13 protein-coding genes and 1 pseudogene are annotated in these 25,625 nt (G+C 41.8%); 12 read left to right on the plus strand and 2 right to left on the minus strand.

Annotation, left to right across the window (positions count from 1 at the left end):
* Positions 1-11 precede the first annotated feature (11 nt).
* The 8 genes from BACFIN_RS05700 to BACFIN_RS05665 all read left to right on the plus strand — a co-directional run bounded on the left by BACFIN_RS05700 (position 12) and on the right by BACFIN_RS05665 (position 14,227).
* The gene (locus BACFIN_RS05700; protein WP_007755957.1) at positions 12-2,987 is read left to right on the plus strand and encodes a SusC/RagA family TonB-linked outer membrane protein; all 2,976 of its coding nucleotides are present in this window, start codon (positions 12-14) and stop codon (positions 2,985-2,987) included.
* 19 nt (positions 2,988-3,006) lie between these two features.
* On the plus strand, positions 3,007-4,614 hold the full coding sequence (locus BACFIN_RS05695; RefSeq protein ID WP_007755958.1) for a RagB/SusD family nutrient uptake outer membrane protein: 1,608 nt from the start codon (positions 3,007-3,009) through the stop codon (positions 4,612-4,614).
* A 23-nt stretch (positions 4,615-4,637) separates the two neighbouring features.
* On the plus strand, positions 4,638-6,401 hold the full coding sequence (locus BACFIN_RS05690; protein WP_007755959.1) for a DUF5114 domain-containing protein: 1,764 nt from the start codon (positions 4,638-4,640) through the stop codon (positions 6,399-6,401).
* Between the two features lie 12 nt (positions 6,402-6,413).
* Positions 6,414-7,532 carry a glycoside hydrolase family 53 protein gene (locus BACFIN_RS05685; RefSeq protein WP_007755962.1) on the plus strand — a complete coding sequence of 373 codons (1,119 nt, stop codon included), beginning with the start codon at positions 6,414-6,416 and terminating at the stop codon, positions 7,530-7,532.
* A 106-nt stretch (positions 7,533-7,638) separates the two neighbouring features.
* Positions 7,639-10,086 (plus strand): beta-galactosidase GalB, encoded by a 2,448-nt coding sequence (galB, locus tag BACFIN_RS05680; RefSeq protein ID WP_007755964.1) that lies wholly within the window; start codon positions 7,639-7,641, stop codon positions 10,084-10,086.
* Positions 10,087-10,356: 270 nt separating this feature from the next.
* Positions 10,357-10,806, plus strand: a complete 450-nt coding sequence (locus tag BACFIN_RS05675; protein ID WP_032839818.1) for a hypothetical protein — start codon at positions 10,357-10,359, stop codon at positions 10,804-10,806.
* A 47-nt stretch (positions 10,807-10,853) separates the two neighbouring features.
* Positions 10,854-13,301 carry a DUF3160 domain-containing protein gene (locus BACFIN_RS05670; protein ID WP_032839819.1) on the plus strand — a complete coding sequence of 816 codons (2,448 nt, stop codon included), beginning with the start codon at positions 10,854-10,856 and terminating at the stop codon, positions 13,299-13,301.
* Positions 13,301-14,227, plus strand: coding sequence for a CapA family protein (locus BACFIN_RS05665; protein WP_007755971.1), 927 nt, complete (start codon positions 13,301-13,303; stop codon positions 14,225-14,227). Before BACFIN_RS05670 ends, BACFIN_RS05665 begins: the two co-directional genes overlap by 1 nt.
* 23 nt (positions 14,228-14,250) lie before the next feature.
* Here the strand turns inward: BACFIN_RS05665 and BACFIN_RS05660 are convergent, their stop codons facing one another.
* Entirely contained in the window at positions 14,251-14,937 is a 687-nt protein-coding gene (locus tag BACFIN_RS05660; protein WP_007755973.1) for a potassium channel family protein, read from the minus strand.
* Between the two features lie 4 nt (positions 14,938-14,941).
* The gene (locus BACFIN_RS05655) at positions 14,942-16,771 is read right to left on the minus strand and encodes a TrkH family potassium uptake protein (protein ID WP_007755974.1); all 1,830 of its coding nucleotides are present in this window, start codon (positions 16,769-16,771) and stop codon (positions 14,942-14,944) included.
* Positions 16,772-16,902: 131 nt separating this feature from the next.
* Between BACFIN_RS05655 and BACFIN_RS05650 the strand changes: the two genes are divergently transcribed.
* The 4 genes and pseudogenes from BACFIN_RS05650 (at position 16,903) to hepC (ending at position 25,575) form a co-directional block, all read left to right on the plus strand.
* Positions 16,903-18,273 carry a TrpB-like pyridoxal phosphate-dependent enzyme gene (locus BACFIN_RS05650; RefSeq protein ID WP_007755975.1) on the plus strand — a complete coding sequence of 457 codons (1,371 nt, stop codon included), beginning with the start codon at positions 16,903-16,905 and terminating at the stop codon, positions 18,271-18,273.
* A 125-nt stretch (positions 18,274-18,398) separates the two neighbouring features.
* The gene (locus BACFIN_RS05645) at positions 18,399-22,460 is read left to right on the plus strand and encodes a hybrid sensor histidine kinase/response regulator transcription factor (protein WP_007755976.1); all 4,062 of its coding nucleotides are present in this window, start codon (positions 18,399-18,401) and stop codon (positions 22,458-22,460) included.
* A gap of 87 nt (positions 22,461-22,547) precedes the next feature.
* Positions 22,548-22,879: pseudogene (locus tag BACFIN_RS23730) on the plus strand (ATPase); the annotation flags it as partial.
* 563 nt (positions 22,880-23,442) lie between these two features.
* Positions 23,443-25,575, plus strand: coding sequence for a heparin-sulfate lyase HepC (gene hepC / locus BACFIN_RS05635; RefSeq protein WP_007755979.1), 2,133 nt, complete (start codon positions 23,443-23,445; stop codon positions 25,573-25,575).
* The last annotated feature ends 50 nt before the right edge of the window (positions 25,576-25,625 follow it).

Here is a 25,625-nt window from a genome sequence, read left to right on the forward strand (position 1 = left end):
ACACAGTAATTATGAACAGTAATATCTTAAATCTACGCCATCTGACTGTACTACTCATGTTGTGTACAGCCCTTTTAGGAGGCACGATTTCGGTCTTCGCACAGCAAGGAGGCAAACGAATCACCGGACAAGTGATTGATGAAAACAAAGAACCTATGATTGGAGTAAGTATTCTCATTGTAGGTACCTCTACCGGAACGGTTACCGACTTCGACGGTAATTATACGCTGAATGTGCCGCAAGGCAATAAAGAACTTCAATTTTCTTACATCGGATACGAAACTAAGATTGTAGCTATCCCAACAAGCAGCACTACACTGAACGTTCAGATGAAAAGCGACTCACAAGTCTTGAGCGATGTCGTTGTCATCGGATATGGTACGCAACGTAAAAGCGACCTTACCGGGTCGGTTACAAACGTCAGCAGCAAAGACTTCAATATGGGGTTGGTCAGCTCTCCCGAACAACTGATAAACGGTAAAATATCCGGTGTGCAAATCATGTCCAACAGTGGTTCTCCTACTTCGGGAAGTACAATCCGTGTTCGTGGCGGTGCTTCACTGAATGCCAGCAACGACCCTTTGATTGTATTGGATGGTGTTCCTTTGGAACAGGGAGGTATCAGTGGTAACGACGGCAATTTCCTTAGCCTCATCAACCCGAACGATATTGAGAGCATGACCATTCTGAAAGACGCATCCTCCACAGCTATCTATGGTTCGCGCGCATCCAACGGGGTTATCTTGATCACTACCAAGAAAGGAAGTTCGGACAAACTGAAGTTTACTTTCAGCACGACTAACTCCGTACAGACACGTACCAAACTGGCGGATATGATGAGCTATGACGAATTCGTAAATACCATCCAAAGCAAAGGTACCGATGCGCAACAGGCATTACTCGGCACCGCACATACAGATTGGAACGATGAAATCTATCAAAACGCATTCGGTACGGACAATAATCTGAGCGTTGCCGGAAAGATAGCCAAAAACCTGCCGTTCCGTGCATCTGTTGGTTATTACAACCAAAGCGGGTTATTACGCACGGACAATGCGGAACGTTATACGGGAAGCATCACGCTAAATCCGTCTTTCTTCAAAGACCACTTGAAACTGAATATCAATGCCAAAGGGTCTATCAACAAAAATACATTCGCCAATACCGGAGCTATCTGGGCAGCGGCAACCATGAATCCTACCATTCCCGTATATTCAGGAGCAGACAATTTCGGCGGATATACGGAAGCTATCGATAACACCGGAGCTCCCGTGAACGGAGCGGTCATGAATCCGGTCGGACTTCTCAAAATGAATGATTCTCACAGTACGGTGAAACGTTTCATCGGAAATATCGATGCAGACTACCGGCTGCATTTCTTTCCCGATCTGAAGTTGCACGCTACATTGGGTTATGACTATGCACAAGGTAAAGGAAGTGTATATGTCCCGGCTGAGGCGGCACAAAACTATACAACTTCCGGTTTGGACTATACTTACGGACCGCAGAAAAAGGTAAACCGTTTGCTTACCTTATATGCCAACTACAATAAACTGGTAGAATCCATCAAGAGTAGTTTTGATGTAACAGCCGGTTACGACTATCAATATTGGAAATCCACTACCCCGCTCTACTATGAGACAAATACACTCGGAGAAATTCAAAAAACATCCAAAGCTACCGATGACCGTCATGTGCTGTTATCTTATTACGGTCGTCTGAACTATTCGTTCGACTCACGTTATATGTTGACGACAACCGTACGCCGGGATGCCACTTCGCGTTTCGCAAAAAATGTACGCTGGGGTACTTTCCCTTCAGTAGCTCTCGGATGGAGAATGACGGAAGAGTCTTTCCTGAAAGATAACAAGATATTAAGTACATTGAAACTCCGTGCAAGCTACGGCGTGACAGGGCAGCAGGACGGTATCGGTAATTATAATTACCTACCTGTCTACAATATCAGCCAAAGCGGTGCATCCTCCCTGATTGGAGGTAGCCCGATCCACACGTATCGTCCGGAGGCTTACGTACCCGACCTGAAGTGGGAAACGACTACTTCATGGAATGCCGGATTCGATTTCGGTTTTCTGCAAGACCGCATCACCGGTAGCTTTGACTATTATACCCGCCAGACCAAAGACTTGATTGCAACCGTACCGGCTGCAGCAGGTACTACTTTCGACCGCAATATCACCACAAACGTAGGCAATGTAGACAGCGAAGGTATTGAGTTCAGTATCAACGCTACTCCGATACAAACAAAAGACTGGAATTGGGATTTGAGTTTCAACATGACTTGGCAAAAGATGAAGGTGAAAAACCTTTCACTCGCAGCCGGTACTCAAGCTACCAACACTTCCGTAGGGCCGTACATCGACAGCTATCAATTGCAAGTATTAAGTGAAGGATACGCACCTTATATGTTTTACGTTTACCATCAGCTATATGACGAAAAGACAGGCAAACCGGTAGAAGGCGCATACGTAGACCTCGACGGAAACGGGGAAATCAACACCAATGATTTATATCGCTATCATTCTCCGGCACCGGATTACATTCTCGGTTTCAGCACTTCACTGCGTTATAAGAAATGGACGTTAAGCACCAGTCTGCGTGCCAATATCGGCAACTACGTTTACAATGCCATGGCAATGAATGCCGGAGCTTGGGAGACGGTCAGCTATAACTCTTATCAATTGAATAATCTTTCCAGAAGTTATCTGGAAACCGGATTTAAATCACGTCAGTATCTATCCGATTATTATGTAGAGAATGCTTCTTTCTTAAAGATGGATAACCTGTCATTGGGATACAACTTCGGAGAAATTTATAAAGGATGTAGCCTGAATGTCAGTGCAATGGTTCAGAATGTATTCTGCATCACCAAATACAGTGGTGTGGATCCGGAAGTTCCCAACGGAGTGGATAACTCATTCTACCCCCGTCCGCGTACATTCTCCCTAAATATCGGTCTTAACTTCTAATTATCAAAAACATCCAATCATGAAAAAGATATTTTATATAGCCTTTTACTTTTGCAGCACGTTGCTGTTCACTTCCTGTATAGGCGACTTGGATCAATATCCACACGTAGACGAAACTTCGTCGTCCATTTACACCAGTGCGGAAAACTACAAGTCTGTCTTGGGGAAAATATATACTTCCATGGTAACTACCGGTCAGGAAAAAAACGGTAACGAAGATTTGAGTAGTAACAGTGGTCAGGATTATATGCGTTGCTATTTCAATTTGCAGGAATGCGGTACGGACGAAGTAGCATCTACTTGGCTATCCGGTGACAATGTAACGGGACTGACTTATTTAAGTTGGGACGCCAACGACCCTTGGGTATCGGACATGTATTATCGTATCTACTACAACATCGCTTTATGTAACGAATTCCTACGCAACGCAACGGATGATAAAATCGGCTCTTTCTCCGCCGATGACCAAAAGCAAATACGTACTTACCGTGCGGAAGCCCGCTTTATGCGTGCTTTGTTCTACTATCACGCACTCGACCTCTTCCGCAATATTCCGTTCATAACGGAAAATGATCCTTTGGTCGGTTATCTACCTCCCCGCTATACAGGAGCGCAGATTTTCAATTACATCGAAAGCGAACTGAATGCAATCACAAATACAAGTGATACGAATAATTGTTTGTCTGCTAACGGAAGTGATATGTACGGTCGGGCAACATTAGGAGCGGCATATACGTTGCAGGCAAAACTGTATCTGAATGCGAAGGTTTATACCAACACCGACAATCAGGAAATGTATACGAAGTGTATTACAGCCTGCAAGAATGTGATAGCACAAGGGTATTCATTGGAAAGCGATTATGCGAAATTATTCAATGCAGACAACCATCTCCGTACCAATGAAATAATCTTCACCCTTCCGGTGGATGCAACGAATACCGTATCATGGGGGTCTTCTACTTATATCGTTTGCGGGGCAGTAAGTAATACATCCGAATTACAGAAACCAGAGGATTATGGTGTAAAGAGTGGTTGGGGAATGTTCCGGGTACGAGGCAATATTCCTGAATTATTCACAGGATATGAAAATACTGATAAACGATATATGTTTTTCACCACCGGACAAAGTCAGGACGTAGAGATTATAGACGACCAGACGAATGGATACTTTGTAGAAAAGTGGACGAACCTGACCGACTCGAAAGAAACGGCCTCCAATACAGCTGATGGCGGAGTAAATACAGACTATCCTTTATTCCGCTTGGCGGATGTTTATCTGATGATAGCGGAAGCTTTCAAAAGAGGCGGAACGGGAATTGACGCTACTACTGTAGTAGGATATATCAATGATCTACAACAACGGGCATACGGTGATAATAGTAACAATAAGACAGAAGATGAAATTACCTTATCTTTCATCCTAGACGAACGCGCCCGCGAATTATACTGGGAAGGATACCGACGCACGGACCTGATACGTTACAGTCTGTTCACCTCAAACGATTACAAATGGCAATGGAAAGGTGGAGTCAAAGAAGGTACAGGAGTAAACGATAGATATAACATTTACCCAATACCAACAACTGAGTTGACTGCCAATCCGAATTTATACAATGAAAACTATTAATCACGCTTATACGTATCAACGATATGAAAAAAATAAATAACCTACTCACTTTACTTTTCGTCCTCCTGCTATCGGGAGCGTGCGAAAAAGACGGAGACAAGTTCTTCCTCTCCAGTCCTGAAGAAAGCGCATTAATCGCTTCGGCCGATGCAGTCGTACTGACAGAAGCAACTGCCAAGCTATATGCCTTGTCACTTGCTTGGACAGACCAGACTTTGCAAATAAGCGATGCAAACTATCAAGCGACTACCCGAGTACAGACTACCATACAAATATCACGGTCGGAAGATTTTTCCGGAACAATCATTGAATCAACAGAAAGCGGGCTTTCTAAAAGTTATACAGTTTCTGCATTAAATATCATCGCTTATAAACTAAATGCAACAGCAGAAGAGGCTGCGCCACTTTATTTCCGATTGGCAGGAAGTAACGGAAGTAACATTACTCCTGTATACAGTAACACAGTAAAAGTGATGGTGACTCCTTATCCGATTGATATGCACTATGCCGACATCATCAACAAAGAAACGGTAGCTGACTCCGGCAAAGATTTCTATTCAGCCAATGCAGATGGTCAGTATCTAGGATTTTTCGGAGCTGCAGCTTATGAGGGTATTTATGTACAAGAAGCCGATGGAACAACTTGGCACACAGCTCAGTCCGGTGGTATAGGCACTCCGTTTTTACTGACAACGGATGCAGCTGACGGTACATGGGATATGTGGTTTCCAGGACAATCTGGATGTTATTTTGTCAATGTCAATACAGTCAAAAGGCAATGGAATGCCTTACTAATACCTCAACTGGAAGTAAGCGGAATTGACGGTATCACAATGGAATATAAGCGTGCCGATAATCAGTGGAGAGGTGTATTTACAGGTACAGCAGGAACAGATGTTACCATTCAAATCAAAGGAACAGGTAAGTTCTATGATAATACGAGTGTTAGTGGATCAGATAATGGGATTGACGACAGCAAAGCTCAAAATACCTCGTTCGCTTTTGGCGGAACAGCAGGGCAATTGACATTCAGCACAGGTGAAAATGTAACAGCAGAAAACATCACAGTGAATGTACCGATGACAGGTGAATGCACGTTAGTTATTGACTTGAATAATCCGGAAGCATGGACGGTCAGTGTGACGGAAAAAGAAGAAGAACCTGAGCCTGAACCAGAAGAAGGAGAATATTTATATTTACCGGGGATAGGTCCAGCCGTCAATGGAGAATGGGCATACGACCATAAAATTACCATTTACGATAAAGACGCTCAGAAATATGCTGGAGTTGTAAATGTCGCTTCTGAATGGGGAGATTACGCAATGTGTCTGGTTAATTATTGGGACGAGAGTAAATTGTACACCTTAGCCACAGACGACAACACAAGCACTGCCGAAAGCGGAGATTTAATCAATGGAAAAGGAAATAATCTAACAGCTCCAGATAACGGTCTTTATTTATTTGAGGTATCTTTGAAAGAGCTGAAATATAGTGTCAAAGCCGTAACAGGCATCTATTGCTACTTAGGCATATCCGGCAACGATGACCTCCCCCCCTTACAGTCTACTGACACAGAAGGATTATACACAGGGACTATTACATTAGACCAAGATTCCGAATATGGTGTAAAATTCATAATAAATAATGACTGGGCAGGATCTTACGGAGGATACGATGGCAAACTATATTACAATGCCAACAAAGGAATATATCCAGTAACTACCGGAACTTACGATATCAGTGTAGACTTGATAAACGGCACTTATACTATCCAATCTATAAATTAAGATATTATTACTATGAAACGATTAAAATATATACTACTTACGGCTTCCGCACTATTGTGCGGAACCTTCTTCACCGCTTGCAGCGATGATAACGACACTCCCACTTTTCCGGAGAAAACAGAAACAGTTTACGATATGTCCGGCTTTGTTCGGGGAGCAGACGTCAGTTGGCTCACAGAGATGGAAAGTTCCGGCTATAAATTCTACAATGCTAAAGGTCAAGAACAAGAATGTATGTCATTGCTACGTGACTTAGGTATGAATGCTATCCGCTTGCGCGTTTGGGTCAATCCGGAAAATCCGACAGAAAAAGATAACGTATACGGTTGGTGTAACAAAGAAGATGTCGTACTCAAAGCGTGGCGAGCACATAATTTAGGTTATCGTCTCATGATAGATTTCCATTACAGTGATGCTTGGGCAGATCCCGGTAAACAATACAAACCTCAAGCATGGAAAGACCACTCGGTAGAACAATTGCAGGAGGATATCGCCAAGCATACCAAAGATGTACTCAACACTCTGAAAGAAAAAGGTATAGATGTAGAATGGGTACAAGTGGGCAACGAAACTCGATACGGAATGTTGTTCGATGAAGGCAATATAAATAAAGAAAATGGAACCGTAAATTTTGCCAAGTTCGTAACAGCAGGTTATAATGCAGTAAAAGAAGTTTATCCGCAGGCTAAAGTCATCGTACATATAGACCGTGGAAATGAAATTGGACAATTCCAGAAAGTATTCGGAGATCTACAAGCTAATCAAGCCAAATGGGATATCATCGGAATGTCTCTTTATCCTCAAATGGATCCTGACAATGAAGAAGATTCCAATTTTGTTGCAGCAGATTGGCGTAAAATGAACACAGATTGTATCGCAAATATGCAAAAACTCTATGAAGAATTCAACACACCCGTTATGATGTGTGAAATAGGCATGACATGGAACAATGAAAACGCCGAAGCATTTTATACAGACTTCATTACTAAAGCTAAATTACTAGGTACTGATATATGTCCCGGAGTATTCGCTTGGGAACCTCAATGCTATGGCGGTTGGAAGGGATATCACAAAGGTATGTTCGATGACGACGGAAGACCTACCAATTCATTTAATGCCTTCAAGCGATAAATTTATTGATTAGTTTTTATACCTTTACACCGGCATTACTATGTGAATGTAATGCCGGACATTGACATTTAATAAATCCAACTAATAGTATACCTGAAAAGCAAAAATGAACATGAAACATCCCAAACAGTTATTAACTGTACTTTTGATGGGCGTTGCCTGCACATTGCAAGCACAACGCAGTGAGACACTACTCGAAAAGGACTGGAGATTCAGTAAAGGAGATTTCAAAGAAGCCAGCCAGCCGGAGTTTAATGATACCCAATGGGAATCGGTTGTTATTCCACATGATTGGGCAATCTTCGGTCCGTTTGATGTAAACAATGACCTACAAAATGTAGCAGTCACACAGAACTTCGAGAAAAAAGCTTCCTTGAAAACCGGACGCACCGGCGGACTGCCATACGTAGGCACAGGCTGGTATCGAACAAGTTTTGACGCTCCTGCCGACAAAGAAGTAACACTTCTTTTTGATGGGGCTATGAGCGAAGCACGTGTCTATGTAAACGGAAAGGAAGCTTGTTTCTGGCCTTTCGGATACAACTCCTTCCACTGCAATGTAACTCCTTTCCTCAACAAAGATGGAAAAAAGAATACACTCGCCGTACGTTTGGAAAACCGTCCACAATCTTCACGCTGGTATCCGGGAGCTGGTTTATACCGTAATGTACATCTGATTGTAACAGACAAAATTCATGTACCCGTATGGGGAACACAAATCACAACGCCTCATGTCGACAAGGACTTTGCATCCATACGCCTTCAAACGAAAATTGAGAATGCAGGCGAGAAAACACAACTCCGTATCGAAACGGAGATTCTTTCTCCTGATGGAAAAGTCGTTACCCGCAAAGAAAATACAAGCCGCATTAATCATGGACAGCCATTCGAACAGAATTTTATTGTAAATGCGCCCGAACTCTGGTCACCGGAGAATCCGTCACTCTATAAAGCCGTTTCCAAGATTTACGCAGACAATAAGTTGGTAGATACTTACACTACACGTTTCGGTATCCGTAGTATTGAATATATTGCCGACAAAGGATTCTACCTGAACGGAAAGCATCGTAAGTTTCAAGGAGTATGCAATCACCATGATTTAGGTCCGTTGGGTGCTGCTATTAATGTAGCCGCTCTCCGGCATCAGCTTACACTATTAAAAGATATGGGATGTGACGCCATCCGTACCTCCCACAATATGCCGACTCCCGAACTTGTAGCCTTATGTGACGAAATGGGATTTATGATGATGATTGAACCATTTGATGAATGGGATATCGCCAAATGTAAAAACGGTTATCACCGTTATTTCAATGAATGGGCAGAACGTGATATGGTGAATATGCTTCATAATTACCGTAACAATCCGTGTGTAGTAATGTGGAGTATCGGAAATGAAGTACCGACCCAATGCAGTCCTGTCGGTTATAAAGTAGCCAAGTTCCTGCAAGATATTTGCCATCGTGAAGACCCTACCCGTCCCGTTACCTGCGGAATGGACCAAGTGACTTGCGTACTTGCCAACGGATTTGCCGCTATGATCGACATTCCGGGACTTAACTATCGGGCTCATCGCTATAAAGAGGCATACGACCAACTCCCACAAAATCTGATATTAGGAAGTGAGACTGCTTCTACCGTCAGCTCACGCGGAGTATACAAATTCCCTGTGGAAGATAAAAAAAGTGCCACTTACGACGACCACCAATGCTCTTCATACGATGTGGAAGCCTGTTCCTGGTCAAATATTCCGGATGAAGACTTTGCGCTAGCTGACGACAACCATTGGACAATCGGACAATTCGTATGGACAGGATTTGATTACCTAGGTGAACCATCGCCATACGATACAAACGCATGGCCTAATCACAGTTCAATGTTCGGCATCATCGACCTTGCCAGTATCCCTAAAGACCGTTACTATCTTTATCGCAGTGTATGGAACAAAAAGGCGGAAACATTACATATCCTGCCGCACTGGACATGGCCGGGACGTGAAGGGAAGGTTACTCCCGTATTTGTATACACCAACCATCCTACAGCCGAACTGTTTATTAACGGTAAAAGTTACGGCAAACAAAGTAAAAACAACAGCTCGCTTAAAAACCGTTACCGCCTAATGTGGATAGATGCTGTATATGAGCCGGGCGAGATAAAAGTAGTAGCCTACAATAAAGATGGAAAAGCAGTAGCTGAAAAAATTGTCCGCACTGCCGGAAAGCCTCATCACATCGAACTGGTGAGCAACCGCAACGAACTGACAGCAGACGGAAAAGACTTAGCCTATATCACCGTCAAAGTGGTAGATAAGGATGGAAATCTATGTCCCGCTGACAGCCGACAGATAAACTTCTCCGTAAAAGGAGCAGGCAAGTATCGTGCCGCTGCTAATGGCGACCCGACAAATCTAGAGCAATTCCATCTTCCGAAAATGCATACCTTCAACGGAATGCTGACAGCCATAGTACAATCCGGTGAAACAGCCGGAGAAATCGTACTCACAGCAAAAGCAAGTGGAGTGAAAGCTGGAAATATTCGTATCCAAACGAAATAACACATTTCAAGAACAAACAATATCTTAATCTGCCACCGGATTGCACTTCTATCGAAAGTCGTCCGGTGGCTTTTATATATAAATACAGGCAAGGCCTTTCCTTTTGCAAGAAAAGGAGCTTATAAATGCAAATTAATATTTATCTTTGCATCAGAAAAAATTACGGATATGTCATATAGGACTTCTTTCCTCCTCTTAACAGGTCTTATGCCTATATTCTGTTCATGTCACGACAATAACAGGTTTGAATGGAAGGTTGCTCAGAAACACATGGAAGTGTCTCTGAATAAAGAGTCCGACTCACTTTATGTTATCCACCTGGACACGGATCGCCCCAGTCATTCTACCTGGAAATTGCCCTACCCTGTCTATCAATTTGATTATGGAGATATTACAGGAAACGGAGTTCCCGAAATCATTGTCGGAGTTATCAAACCGACAAGATTTGATCCCAAACCGGACAAACGGTTATTTATTTACCGGATTGCAGATGAAGCTTATATCCGTCCGCTTTGGTTAGGGTCAAGAGTAGCACAACCATTGGAAGACTTCAGAATAATCCGTGAAGAGACTCCCACACGGATACGGACTCTAGAACGGGAACGCAGTGGGAATTTTCTAGTCGCAGAATACATCTGGAGAGGATTCGGTCTGGATTTCAAGCGATACTTAAAACGGGAGGTTAAAAAACAGGAAGCCATACATATCCTCAAACATTAGCTACTATCATCATACTATATAGCGTAATTAACTGAATGGAAATAAACATGAAACGACTATTATTATTCACCTGTATACTATTGTTCATTCTCTGCGGATGCAAGAATAAAAACAAAAACAACCAAATCATGTCCGCTGTATCTGCACAAACAGATACAATTACCAATTCCGTTTCCTCGCTGTTGACTGATACGGTACTACCTCAGTCCATTGATTTAAAGCAGGATATCAGCCATCTTTCTTTTCAGGAACTACGGTTATTACGCAGTTATCCGTATGCCATACATGGCTATCATTTTATGGAAGCGGATATCAATGCTTTTTTCTCAGCCAATACCAAATGGTACAACAACTTAGTCAATGATATATATTGGGACGCAGAAGAAGGAAAAGGTAAGTTTGCAGAAAGCTATGAAGAGGTCAACCTGACACCTGAAGAAAAAGCCTTTGTCGACCGTATTGATGCACGTATGACAGAACTACGCCAGCATCAATTCATACAACGGGATTCCTATTACCTGGGAAATACAAATAACATCGTCAACTTGTTTCAATTTAAGGATATAGACAAAGAAATATTGGAGAAACTACAACAAAACAACTTTGTCATCACAAAAGGAAATAACCTGCAACTCTTTCATGCCTACGAAGAAAACGACTACCGCCAAGTACCTAATTTTATTACTACCGACCTGTATCTACAAGCATTCCACATGTATTTCTCTTATATCCTAAAGAGTCTGGAAAAGCAACATATCATTCCTACACTCGAAATGCTATGCCATTCTTTCAATGCAGCCTGCATCAAGCTGGCCGAACAAACGGAGGACGAATCCCTGAAAGATATGGCCGAACACGCAGCAACCTTCTATGCCATCCCTTATTATCTGCTGACCAATAAGACGCTTACCGTTCCCTCCAAATATGAAACAGAATATCAGGAAGAAATAGAGCACATTAATAAACAGGAAGATAACTTTTCTGACTTTCTTTCATACAAAGATGCATATTTCCCGTATAGCCTTTTCAAGCCTCGTGGACATTACACGCGAGAACCGCAATTACAAGCATATTTCAAAGCAATGATGTGGCTGCAAACTGCCTGCTTTTGCAGGGAGCAACAGGAACAATTGAAACGTTCCATTTTTCAGGCTGCCGTACTTTGTACTTACAAAAGTATAGACCAGACACCACTGATAAAGTTATATCAACATATCTATACCCCACTCACATTCCTAATGGGGGAAGCTGACAACCTATCCATCTTTGATATCGCCCGAATTTTGGAAAAGAATAATGCCATACATATTGAAGACGCACTGACAGCCGGACAAATAGAGAAAGTGAATCAGGCTCTTATTGAATTGGCAAAACATAAAAACAACATAAAGCCTCAGATAGAAATCACTTGCCGGGATAAAATAAACTTTATGCCACAACGGTATCTATCTGACAATGAAGTAACTCAAAAGTTAGTTGATGTCAATCCCAATAGTCAACGAGCCTACCCGAAAGGTTTGGATGTATTCGCGGCCTTTGGCACAGGTACTGCTGAAAGTTTGTTGATTGACTTTTATAAAGAGCCTAATAACTGGAGCGAATATTCCAAAGAATTACAACAACTAAAGGATAAATTCAAAACAAGTAAATCCACACAACTCTCTGTCTACGAACTATGGATGAAGAGTTTGCTCACCATGCAACAAACGGACAAGAATAATCCGGGATTCATGCAAACTCCTGAATGGGGATACAAGAATCTGAATACTGCTTTGGCTTCTTGGGCAGAGTTAAAACACGATGCCATACTTTATGGAGAACAGCCGATGGCTGCTGAATGTGGAGGTGCCGGACCTCCCGATCCAATCGTTGTAGGATATGTAGAACCTAATCTACCTTTCTGGAGGAAAATGGAGAACATTCTCCAGGCCACCCGACTAATCCTGCAACAGAACGATTGTATGACCGATGACCTGAAAGGAAAAACCGATCAATTGAATGACTACGTCACCTTCCTTATTCAAGTAACAGAAAAAGAACTGAGAGGAGAGAAACTGACAGAACCGGAATACCGGACACTGGAATATATGGGTAGCAGTATTGAGTATTTCACTTTATCTGTGGTTGACCCAGATTTGCATCTGGATGATTGGTCATTAGTACAAGGTCCGGACAAGTCGATAGCCATAGTAGCCGATATTTATACCCGCAATATAAGGGGTTGTAACAAGAATGGAATACTACATATAGCGACAGGAAATGCCAACAATATTTATGTCGTAGTAGAAATAGAAGGCAACCTCTATTTGACTCGCGGGGCGACCTTCAGCTATTACGAGTTTGTCCAGCCACTAGGCACAAGGCTTACCGATGAAGAATGGCAAAAAATGCTGGAAGAAAAGAAAGCCCCCGCCGTACCAGAGTGGATGAAGAGTATCCTGATAGAGAAGGAGCCTCATGTAAATGAAAGAGTTTTTTATAGTTCCGGTTGTTAATGAACTTTTATCAGATAAGCCGAATCACAGCTGACATTGGAATCATATTCCTAATGCTGGCTGCCTGTCAACAGCCTTCAGAAGAATGTCTGTCTATCGCTTTCACAGGAGACGTCCTTTTGGACAGGGGAGTACGCCAACAAATCCGAAAAAAAGGTGTCGAACACTTATTTGAATCAGTCACACCACTGTTCCGCTCCGTAGATGCAACAGTTATCAATCTAGAGTGCCCTATTACCTCCGTTCGTTCACCACTGCACAAGAAATATATCTTCCGCGCTGAACCAATATGGGCAACAGTTCTATCCCAAGCCGGTATTACTCACGCTGCTATGGCAAATAATCATACAATAGATCAAGGACGAAACGGATTGACAGACACCAATCAATATCTCTTATCCTCCGGAATTACTCCGGTAGGCTACGGAGATACTTCCACACAAAGTTGCCAGCCTGTTCTTATTAAGAAAGGAAAGATAGAAGTGGCACTTTACAACTCCGTTGCACTTCCTTTGGAAAACTGGGTATATCTGGAAAACAGTCCCGGTATCTGTCAGCAGCCGATAGAGGAACTGAAAGAAGAAATCACAAACTTCAAACGGCAGAATCCCAAAAGTTACATAGTCGTTATTCTTCATTGGGGAGTAGAATATCAGCCCCTCCCTACCCTTGTCCAAAGAAAAGGTGCACACTCGCTCATTCGCGCCGGAGCGGATGCAATCATCGGACACCATCCTCACATCATCCAAAAAGAGGAATATTACGATGGCAAACCAATCTTTTACAGTTTGGGGAATTTCGTATTCGACCAGCACAAACCGGAAACTACGCAAAGTTTAATTGTACAACTAAACTTTACAACCACAGAATGCAATGTCCAACTTCATCCTGTGGTTATTAATCATTGCAAACCGGAACTCCAATAGCCGATATTCACATAAAGCAATTATCAGATAGCTTTCCAGAAAGCCTGGAAATCACGGTATTTACCGTAACAAACCAATTCGTCCCCCTCATTTACTTTCTCATCCTCCGGCAAATTGTTTTTCACATGAAGCTCTGTCAGGGAGATCCCCAAACAATTGGTTATTTTATCCGCACGTTTCAGCCCGATAAGTTTTAAATGAAACTCTCCATCCAAATTCAGTTCATTCACAAAATATCCCACAAACTTCTTCGGTACGGTAAACTTCACTACATAATATTCCGAGTCAATACGGAAACCCTCCATATTTGTCCCGAAGTCAAGTAATTGCACCAAGTTACGTGCAGCATCTTCTTCCGGAGTCAGAATCTTCTCCAAGTTGAAAGCCTCCAATACCGCCTTATGCACACCGTCAATTGCACGGGCATAAATACGGGCTACTTTCTTCTGCTTCAGCAGGGCCACTACCCGCACAGACGCACCGAAGTTTTCGCCAATCGCCACAATCACCACATCCACACTATTCAGCGGAAGTACCGACAAAGATTGTTCGTCCGTCGCGTCAATTACAAAAGCAGTAGCCACCTTATCTTTGATTGCGTCCACACGGCCTTCGCTGATATCCGCACCAATAATTTCATGTCCCAATGCAGACAACTCTTCTGCCAACACATGACCATAATTCCCTAAACCAATAATAATATACTTCATATCTTTAGTTTATGATGATGTTATCACTCGGATAACGGTATTTTGTATTCTTTTTCTGTTTCACAATTCCAAGCATTAATGTTATCAAGCCCACGCGACCGATAAACATCAATAACGCTACCAATAATTTGCTTGCATCACACAAACTCGGAGTCAGATTCAAGCTGGAGCCTACCGTGCTAAGCGCTGAAACACATTCGAACGTCAATGCCATCAACGATGCTTGCGGTTCGAGCATACTCAAGATAAAAATAAAAAGAAATAGCACGCTCAATGACATAACCACTGTTGCATTGGAACGCCGGATAGAATCATGAGACAACTCCCTACCAAACACCTCGACACGCTCCGTACCACGCAACACAGCTACGAGATTGAGAACAACTACCGCAAAGGCATTCACTTTGACACCACCGGCAGTAGACTGCGCCCCACCTCCAATCCACATCAACACCAGATAAACCAACAACGTCTGTACACTCAGAGAGGCCAAATCGACACTGCTGAAACCGGCGGTTCGCGGACAAGTAGCATTAAAGAATGCCTGCGTCCATTTATCCGCAACAGGCATCCCCGCAAACGAAGCATTCCATTCGAAAGCGGCAATCGCCAATGTACCGATTACCAAAAGCAGAAAAGTCATTATCAGCACAATCTTCGTATTTAAATTATAAAGATGATGCACCTTGTGCCTTTCCAACTTACGGGTACGGATAAACCTCCAGAAATGACGCAGATGATATAGAACGATATCCTTGAAGTTAACCAAAATAGGGAAACCAATCCCACCCAGAATAATCAAAAAGGAAACGGAGACAAACAACCAGTTATGATTGGTCATCACCATCGGATTCCCCAAATTGCCGGAAAGCGTAGAGAACCCGGCATTACAGAAAGCCGAAATGGAATGAAAAGCAGCAAAAGCCAGTTCCTCATCCAGATTCATCCCCAATGTACCATGAATACTGAACCAGATAGAGACCATACCGATTCCTTCAATCACCAATGTAAAGCCCAATATATATAATAAGGTAGACAACAAAGAACCCAATGAATTGGAACTGACCATATCCCGGACAACCAACTGATTATAAAGAGAGGTATTTCCCATAAAGAACATCGCAAAGAAACTCGTTAATGTCATCACTCCCAAACCACCGATTTGAATCAGCAAGATTATAACAACGAGCCCTCCTGTCGTAAATGTAGTCGACACATCCACCGGTACTAGCCCCGTCACACACACCGCACTCGTAGCCGTAAACAGCGAATCGACCCAAGTAATGCCATTCACCGTACACTTTGGCAACATCAATAATCCCGTGCCAATAAGAATGATAGCCAGAAAACTGACTGCCAATATCAAAGACGGGTTGGTACGCCGCCCCAACAGACGTACCAATCCGTTGGACAGATTCAATAAAGAAAAGACCAGCAATAATATCAAATGGTAAAATTTGCCATCCAAGAACTCCCAGAACTGCAAGATAGCTCCTTCCTCCTCCGGACGATGAAAAATGACAGGTATCAAAGTCAGGTACAACAGCCCGCTCAATATCCAGGCCAATTTCCGATATTGCTTTTTAGTGCTCCTATATTCAAGCGAAATATGCAACGTTACATCAATCAGAAAGATAATCCATACAGCCTTATACAGAACTTGTATTTTCGCAATTTCATCTACCGACAACGGAAAGCCGTGTTCATAAATCACTCCGACAATTAGCGTAAGAGACGCTAAATAAGTTAAAGCCTCCACTAAGCCCAGTATAATTCGTATATAAGGTTTTAGCAGTTTATTCTGATATAACAGGAATTTATGATAAATCTTCATATCATATTTTTTATAACGTCGTGCAAACTTAATTAAAATAACAATCGAAACCGATTCTTTGTTGACAAATTTATCTGAATATTAAAAATTTTGCCTACTTTTGGCAGCAGATAATTAAAAACCACAATATTATGAGTGACAAAAGAAAACGGTATATCCTACCGGAAGAAGAAATTCCACATTACTGGTACAACATTCAGGCTGATATGGTAAACAAGCCAATGCCACCGTTGCACCCGAAAACTAAACAACCACTGAAAGCAGAAGATCTCTATCCTATCTTTGCGGAAGAGTTATGCCGACAGGAATTGAATCAGACCGATGCTTGGATTGAAATACCGGAGGAAGTACGCGAAATGTACAAATATTACCGCAGCACACCGTTAGTCCGTGCATACGGATTGGAAAAAGTACTCGGTACTCCGGCTCATATCTATTTCAAAAACGAAAGTGTAAGTCCCATCGGTTCTCACAAATTGAATTCCGCATTGGCACAAGCATACTATTGCAAGCAGGAAGGCGTAACCAATATCACTACCGAAACAGGTGCCGGACAATGGGGAGCAGCTCTTTCTTACGCGGCAAAAGTCTTCGGTTTGGAAGCGGCCGTTTATCAAGTAAAGATCAGTTATGAGCAAAAGCCCTACCGCCGTAGCATCATGCAGACGTTCGGAGCACAGGTTACTCCTTCTCCATCCATGTCTACCCGTGCCGGTAAAGATATTCTGACTGCCCACCCCAACTATCAAGGTTCATTAGGAACAGCTATTTCCGAAGCTATCGAACTGGCACAAATGACTCCCAACTGTAAATACACGCTTGGGTCGGTACTTAGCCACGTCACCCTTCACCAGACAATCATCGGTCTGGAAGCCGAAAAACAAATGGAGATGGCAGGTGAATACCCGGATATCGTAATCGGGTGTTTCGGAGGAGGTTCCAACTTTGGTGGTATCTCTTTCCCGTTCATGCGTCATAACATACTGGAAGGAAAGAAAACCCGTTTCGTGGCAGCCGAACCCGCTTCATGCCCTAAACTGACACGCGGTAAATTCCAATATGACTTCGGTGACGAAGCCGGATATACTCCGCTCCTTCCGATGTTTACATTAGGACATAATTTTGCTCCGGCACATATCCATGCCGGTGGTCTTCGTTATCATGGCGCAGGTGTGATTGTTTCACAATTGCTCAAAGACAAATTGATGGAAGCGGTAGATATCCAACAGTTGGAATCATTCGAAGCCGGTTGCCTGTTCGCACAAGCAGAAGGTATCATTCCGGCTCCCGAATCCTGCCACGCCATTGCAGCTGCTATTCGTGAAGCTAACCAATGTAAGGAAACAGGGGAAGAAAAAGTTATCCTGTTCAACCTTTCCGGACACGGCCTGATCGATATGGCTTCATACGACAAGTATCTGGCAGGTGATTTGGTCAACTATTCATTGACGGATGAAGATATTCAAAAGAATCTGGACGAAATCGGAAATTTAGAAAAATAATAAGATTTTTAAATCATACAAATAAGCCTGGAATCATTTCCGGGTTTATTTTTTCTATCTTTCATTATACCGTATATAAAAGATTTTACTACCTTTGAAGCCATTATTAATCTTATGACCTAATAATGAGCAACCTTAAAAATATAGTCATTTGCTTGCTATTTCTGTGTTTAGGTACCCATTCCGCTTTTTCGGAAATACCGGAACCTATCAACTTCTCTTACATCTCCATCAATGAAGGATTGTCACAAAGCACTGTATTCGCCATCGATCAGGACAAACGGGGCAATATGTGGTTTGCCACTTATGATGGGGTAAACAAATATGATGGATACGCATTCACGGTTTATCAACACAATGAAGATGATCCTAACAGCATTGCCAATGACATTTCAAGAATTGTCAAGACCGATAGTCAGGGACGGGTTTGGATAGGAACACGAGACGGTCTATCTTATTATGATGAAGAAAAAGACCAATTCAAGAACTTTTTCTATGAAAAAAAAGGCAAACGGCAACAGGTCAACGGCATCGCAGAAATCTCTCCTGAGCAATTGTTGATAAGCACACAGGAAGGTCTGATCATGTTCGACAGCAAAGAATCCAAGTTTGTAGAAGATGCTTTCAGTACTGCCATGCACAAAATCATAGCTTCCGCTCTTTACCGGCATGGTGACATAATCTATATCGGTACGATGGAAGACGGGCTTTACAGTTATTCCGTCACTCAAAAAAATCTGGAGAAAGTGACTCCTATATTGGATACCAAGCGGATTCAGGCTATTTTACAGCAATCTCCCACCCGAATATGGATAGCTACCGAAGGGGCAGGCTTATTATTGCTCAATCCGAAAACTAAAGAACTAAAGACATACCTCCATTCCTCCTCCGATCCGAAAAGTATAAGTTCCAATTACATACGTTCTCTGGCATTGGATTCACAAAACCGTCTATGGATAGGAACTTTCAATGATTTGAATATTTATCACGAAGCCAGTGACTCGTTCGTTTCATATAGCAGCAGTCCGGTAGAAAGCGGCAGCCTTTCGCAACGTTCCGTCCGAAGTATTTTTATGGATTCACAGGGAGGAATGTGGCTTGGCACCTACTTTGGCGGTCTCAACTATTACCATCCCATCCGAAACCGATTCAAGAATATACAGCGCATCCCATATAAGAACTCATTGAGTGACAATGTAGTAAGCTGTATTGTAGAAGACAAGGACAAGAATCTGTGGATAGGAACCAATGACGGCGGATTGAATCTATACAACACCAAGACACAACATTTCACCCATTACGCCTTGCAAGAAAACGAGCGTGAAATCGGTATCGGTTCCAACAATATCAAAGCTGTATATGTGGATGAAGAAAAATCATTGGTATATATAGGTACACACGCCGGAGGATTGAACGTCCTCCACCGTAACAGTGGACGGATGGAAAGTTTTAATCAGCTGAACAGCCAGCTTATCAATGAGAATGTATATGCCATCCTTCCCGACAAAGACGGTAATCTCTTATTGGGAACACTCAGCGCTTTAGTCCGTTTCAATCCGAAAGAACGCAGTTTTACAACCATAGAAAAAGAGAAAGACGGCACGCCTTTCACTTCTCAACGAATCACAATCTTATTCAGGGATTCCCACAAACGACTTTGGATTGGCGGTGAAGAGGGTATATCAGTCTTTCAACAGGAAGGACCGGAAATACAGAAAGTTACGATACTACCTGAATCATCAGTTACAAAGTTATTTACCAATTGCATTTACGAGGCTTCCAATGGTATTATTTGGATAGGCACACGTGAAGGAGTCTATTGCTTTAATGAGGAAGAAAAAACAATCAAACGATACACAACAATTAATGGACTGCCCAATAATGTGGTCTACGGCATACTGGAAGATACTTTCGGACGACTTTGGCTGAGTACCAATCGTGGTATTTCCTGTTTCAATCCGGAAACGGAAAAGTTCCGTAACTTTACAGAATCGGATGGATTACAAAGTAATCAATTCAACTCTTCCTCCTACTGCCGCACTTCCAACGGGCAAATGTACTTTGGTGGTATCAATGGTATCACTACTTTCCGTCCGGAATTGTTGCTGGACAATCCATACACTCCGCCGGTAGTAATAACCAAGCTACAGCTATTTAATAAAACGGTCCGTCCGGACGATGAAACAGGCATATTGACTAAAAACATCAGTGAAACTGAAAGTATCACACTGAAATCCTGGCAAACAGCTTTCACCATTGAGTTCGTCGTATCCAATTATATTTCAGGACAACATAATACTTTCGCTTACAAGCTGGAAGGATACGATAAAGAATGGTATTATCTGACAGACAAACGTAGTGTTTCCTACTCTAATCTGCCACAAGGGACTTATCATTTCATGGTAAAAGCCGCCAATAGTGACGGTAAATGGAACACTATCCCAACTGTACTCGAGATTATCGTACTTCCGATATGGTATAAAACATGGTGGGCTATTCTTCTTTTTCTAGCCACTTTTATCGGCTTCATCACTTTCGTTTTCCGTTTCTTCTGGATGCGCAAAAGCATGGAAGCTGAACTGGAAATAGAACGCAGAGACAAAGAACATCAGGAGGAAATCAACCAGATGAAAATGCGTTTCTTCATCAATATCTCCCATGAACTTCGTACCCCATTGACTCTTATCCTGGCTCCTCTGCAGGATATCATCAATAAGATAAGCGATCGTTGGACACGAAACCAATTGGAATATATCCAACGAAACGCTAATCGTCTGCTACACCTTGTCAATCAGTTGATGGATTATCGCCGTGCCGAACTCGGAGTATTCGAATTAAAAGCCAAGAAAGCGAACGCTTACCAACTGATACAAGAAAATTTTTTGTTTTATGATAAACTGGCACGCCACAAAAAGATAACTTATACTCTCCACTCCGATCTGGAAGATAAAGAGGTACTTTTTGATCCTAATTATCTGGAATTGATAGTAAACAACCTGCTTTCGAATGCTTTCAAATATACAGAAAGCGGACAAAGCATTACTGTCACGTTGAAGGAAGAAAATAATTATCTAGTGTTGCAAGTCAGTGATACCGGTATCGGTATTCCTATCAATAAACAGGGAAAAATATTCGAGCGTTTCTACCAGATCGAAAGTGAACATGTAGGAAGTGGTATCGGACTTTCATTGATACAACGTCTGGTCGAACTACATCACGGACATATCGAACTGGATAGCGAAGAAGGAAAAGGAAGTACGTTCTCCGTCTATCTGCCACAGGATATAAGTATCTACAAGCCCTCCGAACTGGCTGCTAACGGCAATAAGAGCGAGGAGGAACAGGTATATTCCACCAATTCCAAAGAAATGTATTTCATCGACACGGAAAAGGTGGAGAATGAAGCTATAGAATCCGGTGACAAAAAGCGAGGAACCATTCTCATCGTAGAAGACAACAATGAAATCCGGCACTATCTAAGTAGCGGGCTTGCCGAACTGTTCAATATATTAGAGGCAGGAAATGGCGAAGAAGCATTGGAGAAATTGAAAGGAAATGAGGTAGATATTATCGTGACTGATGTGATGATGCCTGTTATGGATGGTATCAAGTTATGCAAAAATGTGAAACAGAACATTCCGACCTGTCACATTCCGGTAATTATGTTATCAGCCAAAAGCGAAACAAAAGACCAGATGGAAGGTCTGCAAATGGGTGCGGACGACTACATCCCCAAACCTTTCTCTCTTTCGATCCTGACCACGAAGATACAAAATATGATGCGTACACGCAGACGTATGCTTGAACGTTATTCCAAGTCTTTGGAAGTAGAACCCGAAAAGATCACGTTTAATGCCATGGACGAGGCTTTGCTTAAACGTGCCGTAAGTATTGTAGAAAAGAATATGGACAATATCGAGTTCTCCACCGATGAGTTTGCCAGAGAAATGAACATGAGCCGCTCCAACCTGCACTTGAAACTGAAAGCGATTACCGGCGAATCCACGATCGACTTTATACGTAAGATTCGTTTCAACGAAGCTGCCAAACTATTGAAAGACGGACGTTATACCGTAGCGGAAGTCAGTACAATGGTAGGATTCAATACCCCGTCTTACTTTGCTACAAGTTTCAAGAAATATTTTGGATACCTTCCGACAGAATACATTAAGAGGACAAAAGGATAAGTCCGAATCCAAAAATGCTCGAAATTTGTTCTCAGATAAATGGAGGAAGCAATATGATAGAAAGAGCATTACAACAAACCATTCATGAGTTCCTCGTTCGACTTAGCCAATAAAGTAAATGAGCCTCTTACCGGAAGAAAATGAGAATATAAAATGTACCCTCTTTTTTTCAAGAAATGGTCAATCATCATGGTTTACTGGATGAAAAACGTCTGTTACCACACCGCTTGGTTTTTGGCTATTATCCGGATGTAGTTACACATCCCAGTTCGGAAAGTGAAATTCTGAAGTTACTATCAGACAGCTACCTATATAAAGATATTTTAGATTGGGAACACATCAAAAAGGCAGACAAGATTGTAAAACTCCTTCAAGCACTGGCTTTTCAAATAGGCTCTGAAGTCTCTTATAATAAATTACTCCGGAGAATATAGAAGATTTTTTATTGTAAAACAGCAATATGAACCTCTCTTTCATCGCCTGTGACATTTTTGTAGTTATTCTAAGTATTATAGGGGGAAATACAAAAATGTTGCAATCCTCATTATCAAAAGTTTAAGTTCCAAAACAGGGGTAAAATAGAATAAGTTTACAAAAAACAACAGGATGTTTTCGCTTTTTTCCAAGAGAAAAGTGCATTTTTTCATTAGTGCATTACAGTTGTGTAACCGATAAGTTACACTTGTCTTTCCATATGGTTACACAACAGCAACTAGTCGATTACTCAACTCCAACTCATTAACTCTATCAGACGAACTTATCAAAAGACCAAGATGTTTTGCATAATACAAGTAGACGAGATTATTAATACTACAGCACAATTTTACAAAATGCAACGGCCTTTTCCACGTATCAAACAGGAACATTGCACAAAATTGAAATACTATTCAATAAAATTATCCATAATCAGGCTACTTTACTCCATATATTTGCAGAGAAATAAATCAGTACTCAGAAATTGCGTAAACTAATAATTAATACTATGAGCTTCAGTAATAAATTAGGTATCCACATATTGTTATTTCTTATCGCCACGTTTATAGCGTGCACTGACAACGACATTCAGGAAAATAATAATAATCTTCCTCCAAAAGACGAGCCAACCCCTCCTCAGGAAGAGGCCGAAGAACATTTATTTGATATTCTCAATCTTGATTATCCGGGATTAGAAGAAATAAAATCTTTATATAAAAGCGGTGAGAATGATGCAGCAATGCAAAAGTTACTTACCTACTACAGAAGCAGAACGGCCATTGAAAACCCTAATCTGACTGCTACTCTTAATGACACGGAGCAAGGTTATGCCGATTATGCCATAGACGAATATCGTTTTTACGTCAATGACAATTACTTAGAAGACAAAGACCGGAAAATTCCATATTCACTGAAAAGTAACGACCAAACGATTAATTGGCAATTTGCTCCCGAAGGTGCTGATAATGAATATCAAAAGCAGTTACATCGCCATAATTGGATACCGATGCAGGGCAAAGCCTATCAAAAATCCAAGAATGAAAAATATATGCTTTCATGGAAAGAAGTATATACAGATTGGATACTCAAAAATCCAAAGCCGAATGGGAAACCGGACAAATTCCAATGGCACCAGCTCCAAATGTCCACACGTATTATGGGGCAAACAGAATCTTTCGAGTATTTCAAATCCTCCTCTCATTTCACTCCGGAATGGCTTTCCTTTTTCCTCATACATTTTGCTGAACATGCCGATTATCTATCCATGTACAAATATTCCGGAGAAAACAATATTCTACTAAGCCAGGCAGTAGCATTGGTATTTGCCGGAACATTGTTTCCGGAACTTAAGAACGCCCCACAATGGCAGAAAATAGGATGTGAGATTATAAATGATCAAACTACAAAGTTATTTTTGGAAGATGGAATGACTAACGATCTCTCTCTTCATTATCATATAGGCATAGTAGACGGACTTTATGATCTCAAACGGCTTATCCAACTGAATAAATTGCCGGACAATCTGCTCTCACCACAGCTCGATGAAACGCTTTTGAAAGCCACCAAAATTGTCATGCACTTCACATACCCAAGTTATTTTAAGAAAGGAAGCAAACAGTGCAGTCCCGCATTCAATGATTCATGGATAAAAACACGCAGTGTATTAAACAAAAACTTTGTGAAGTATGCGGCAATGTTTCCGGAAGATTCTGAATTAAAGTATATGCAAACGTATGGTAATGAAGGCACTCTTCCCGACAGCAGAATCAAAACATTCGAAGATTCCGGATTTTATGTATTGCGCAACGGTTGGACACCAGAGTCTACAATGCTGATACTTAGCAATAACATATCTTCCAAGTTACAAGACTCAAGCCATAACCAACTTGATAACGGAACATTCGAGTTATATCATAACGGTCGTAATTTCTTTCCGGACTCCGGAGTATGTTCATATATGAAAGAGGATGATGCAGAAGTAATGAAACTACGCAGATGGTTTCGGCAGACCAAAGCGCACAATACAATGGTACTGGGAAAATCTGAAGATCACGAAGATATCGGTGCCGAAAATATCAGCAAGGCAGAAGGCAAGTTACTACTATGTGAAGAAAATGCCGACCAACAACTCATAGTTACCGAAAATCAAGGATACAATGATTTCAAACACCGCCGTGCTGTTTTTTATGTAAAACAACCGACCGAATTTTTCGTATTGGTAGATGAAGGATTTGGCACAGCAACCGGTTATGCTAAGTTATATTTCCATCTTTGCGATGAAACATCTGTAAATAATGTTATTCTGGACAGTCAAGAGGCAGGCGCACATACTACCTTTGAAAACAATAACTTATTAATCCGAAGCTTTGGAAATCAGGCCATCACCCTAAAGCCTTTTGATGGACGGATATCTTATCAGACCGACAGAAAATACTCAACAAGAAAAGCCTATTCACTTGTTATGAAGAAACAAAGAAGTATCCCCGTGCGATACATTACCATACTATATCCGGTCAGTAAGGTTTCCAATCAAAAGATCAGTGCAAAATTTACTGATGACCCGTCAAACTCAAACCATGTTTCTATTGAAGTGACTATCGGTAATCAGGTATATCCACTAAGCTTTCAACTCAAACACTAAAAGTTATGCAAAAATATATTCAAGCAATTAGTTGGAATTTATTATTTTTA

The organism is Bacteroides finegoldii DSM 17565, assembly GCF_000156195.1.
Classification (GTDB): domain Bacteria; phylum Bacteroidota; class Bacteroidia; order Bacteroidales; family Bacteroidaceae; genus Bacteroides; species Bacteroides finegoldii.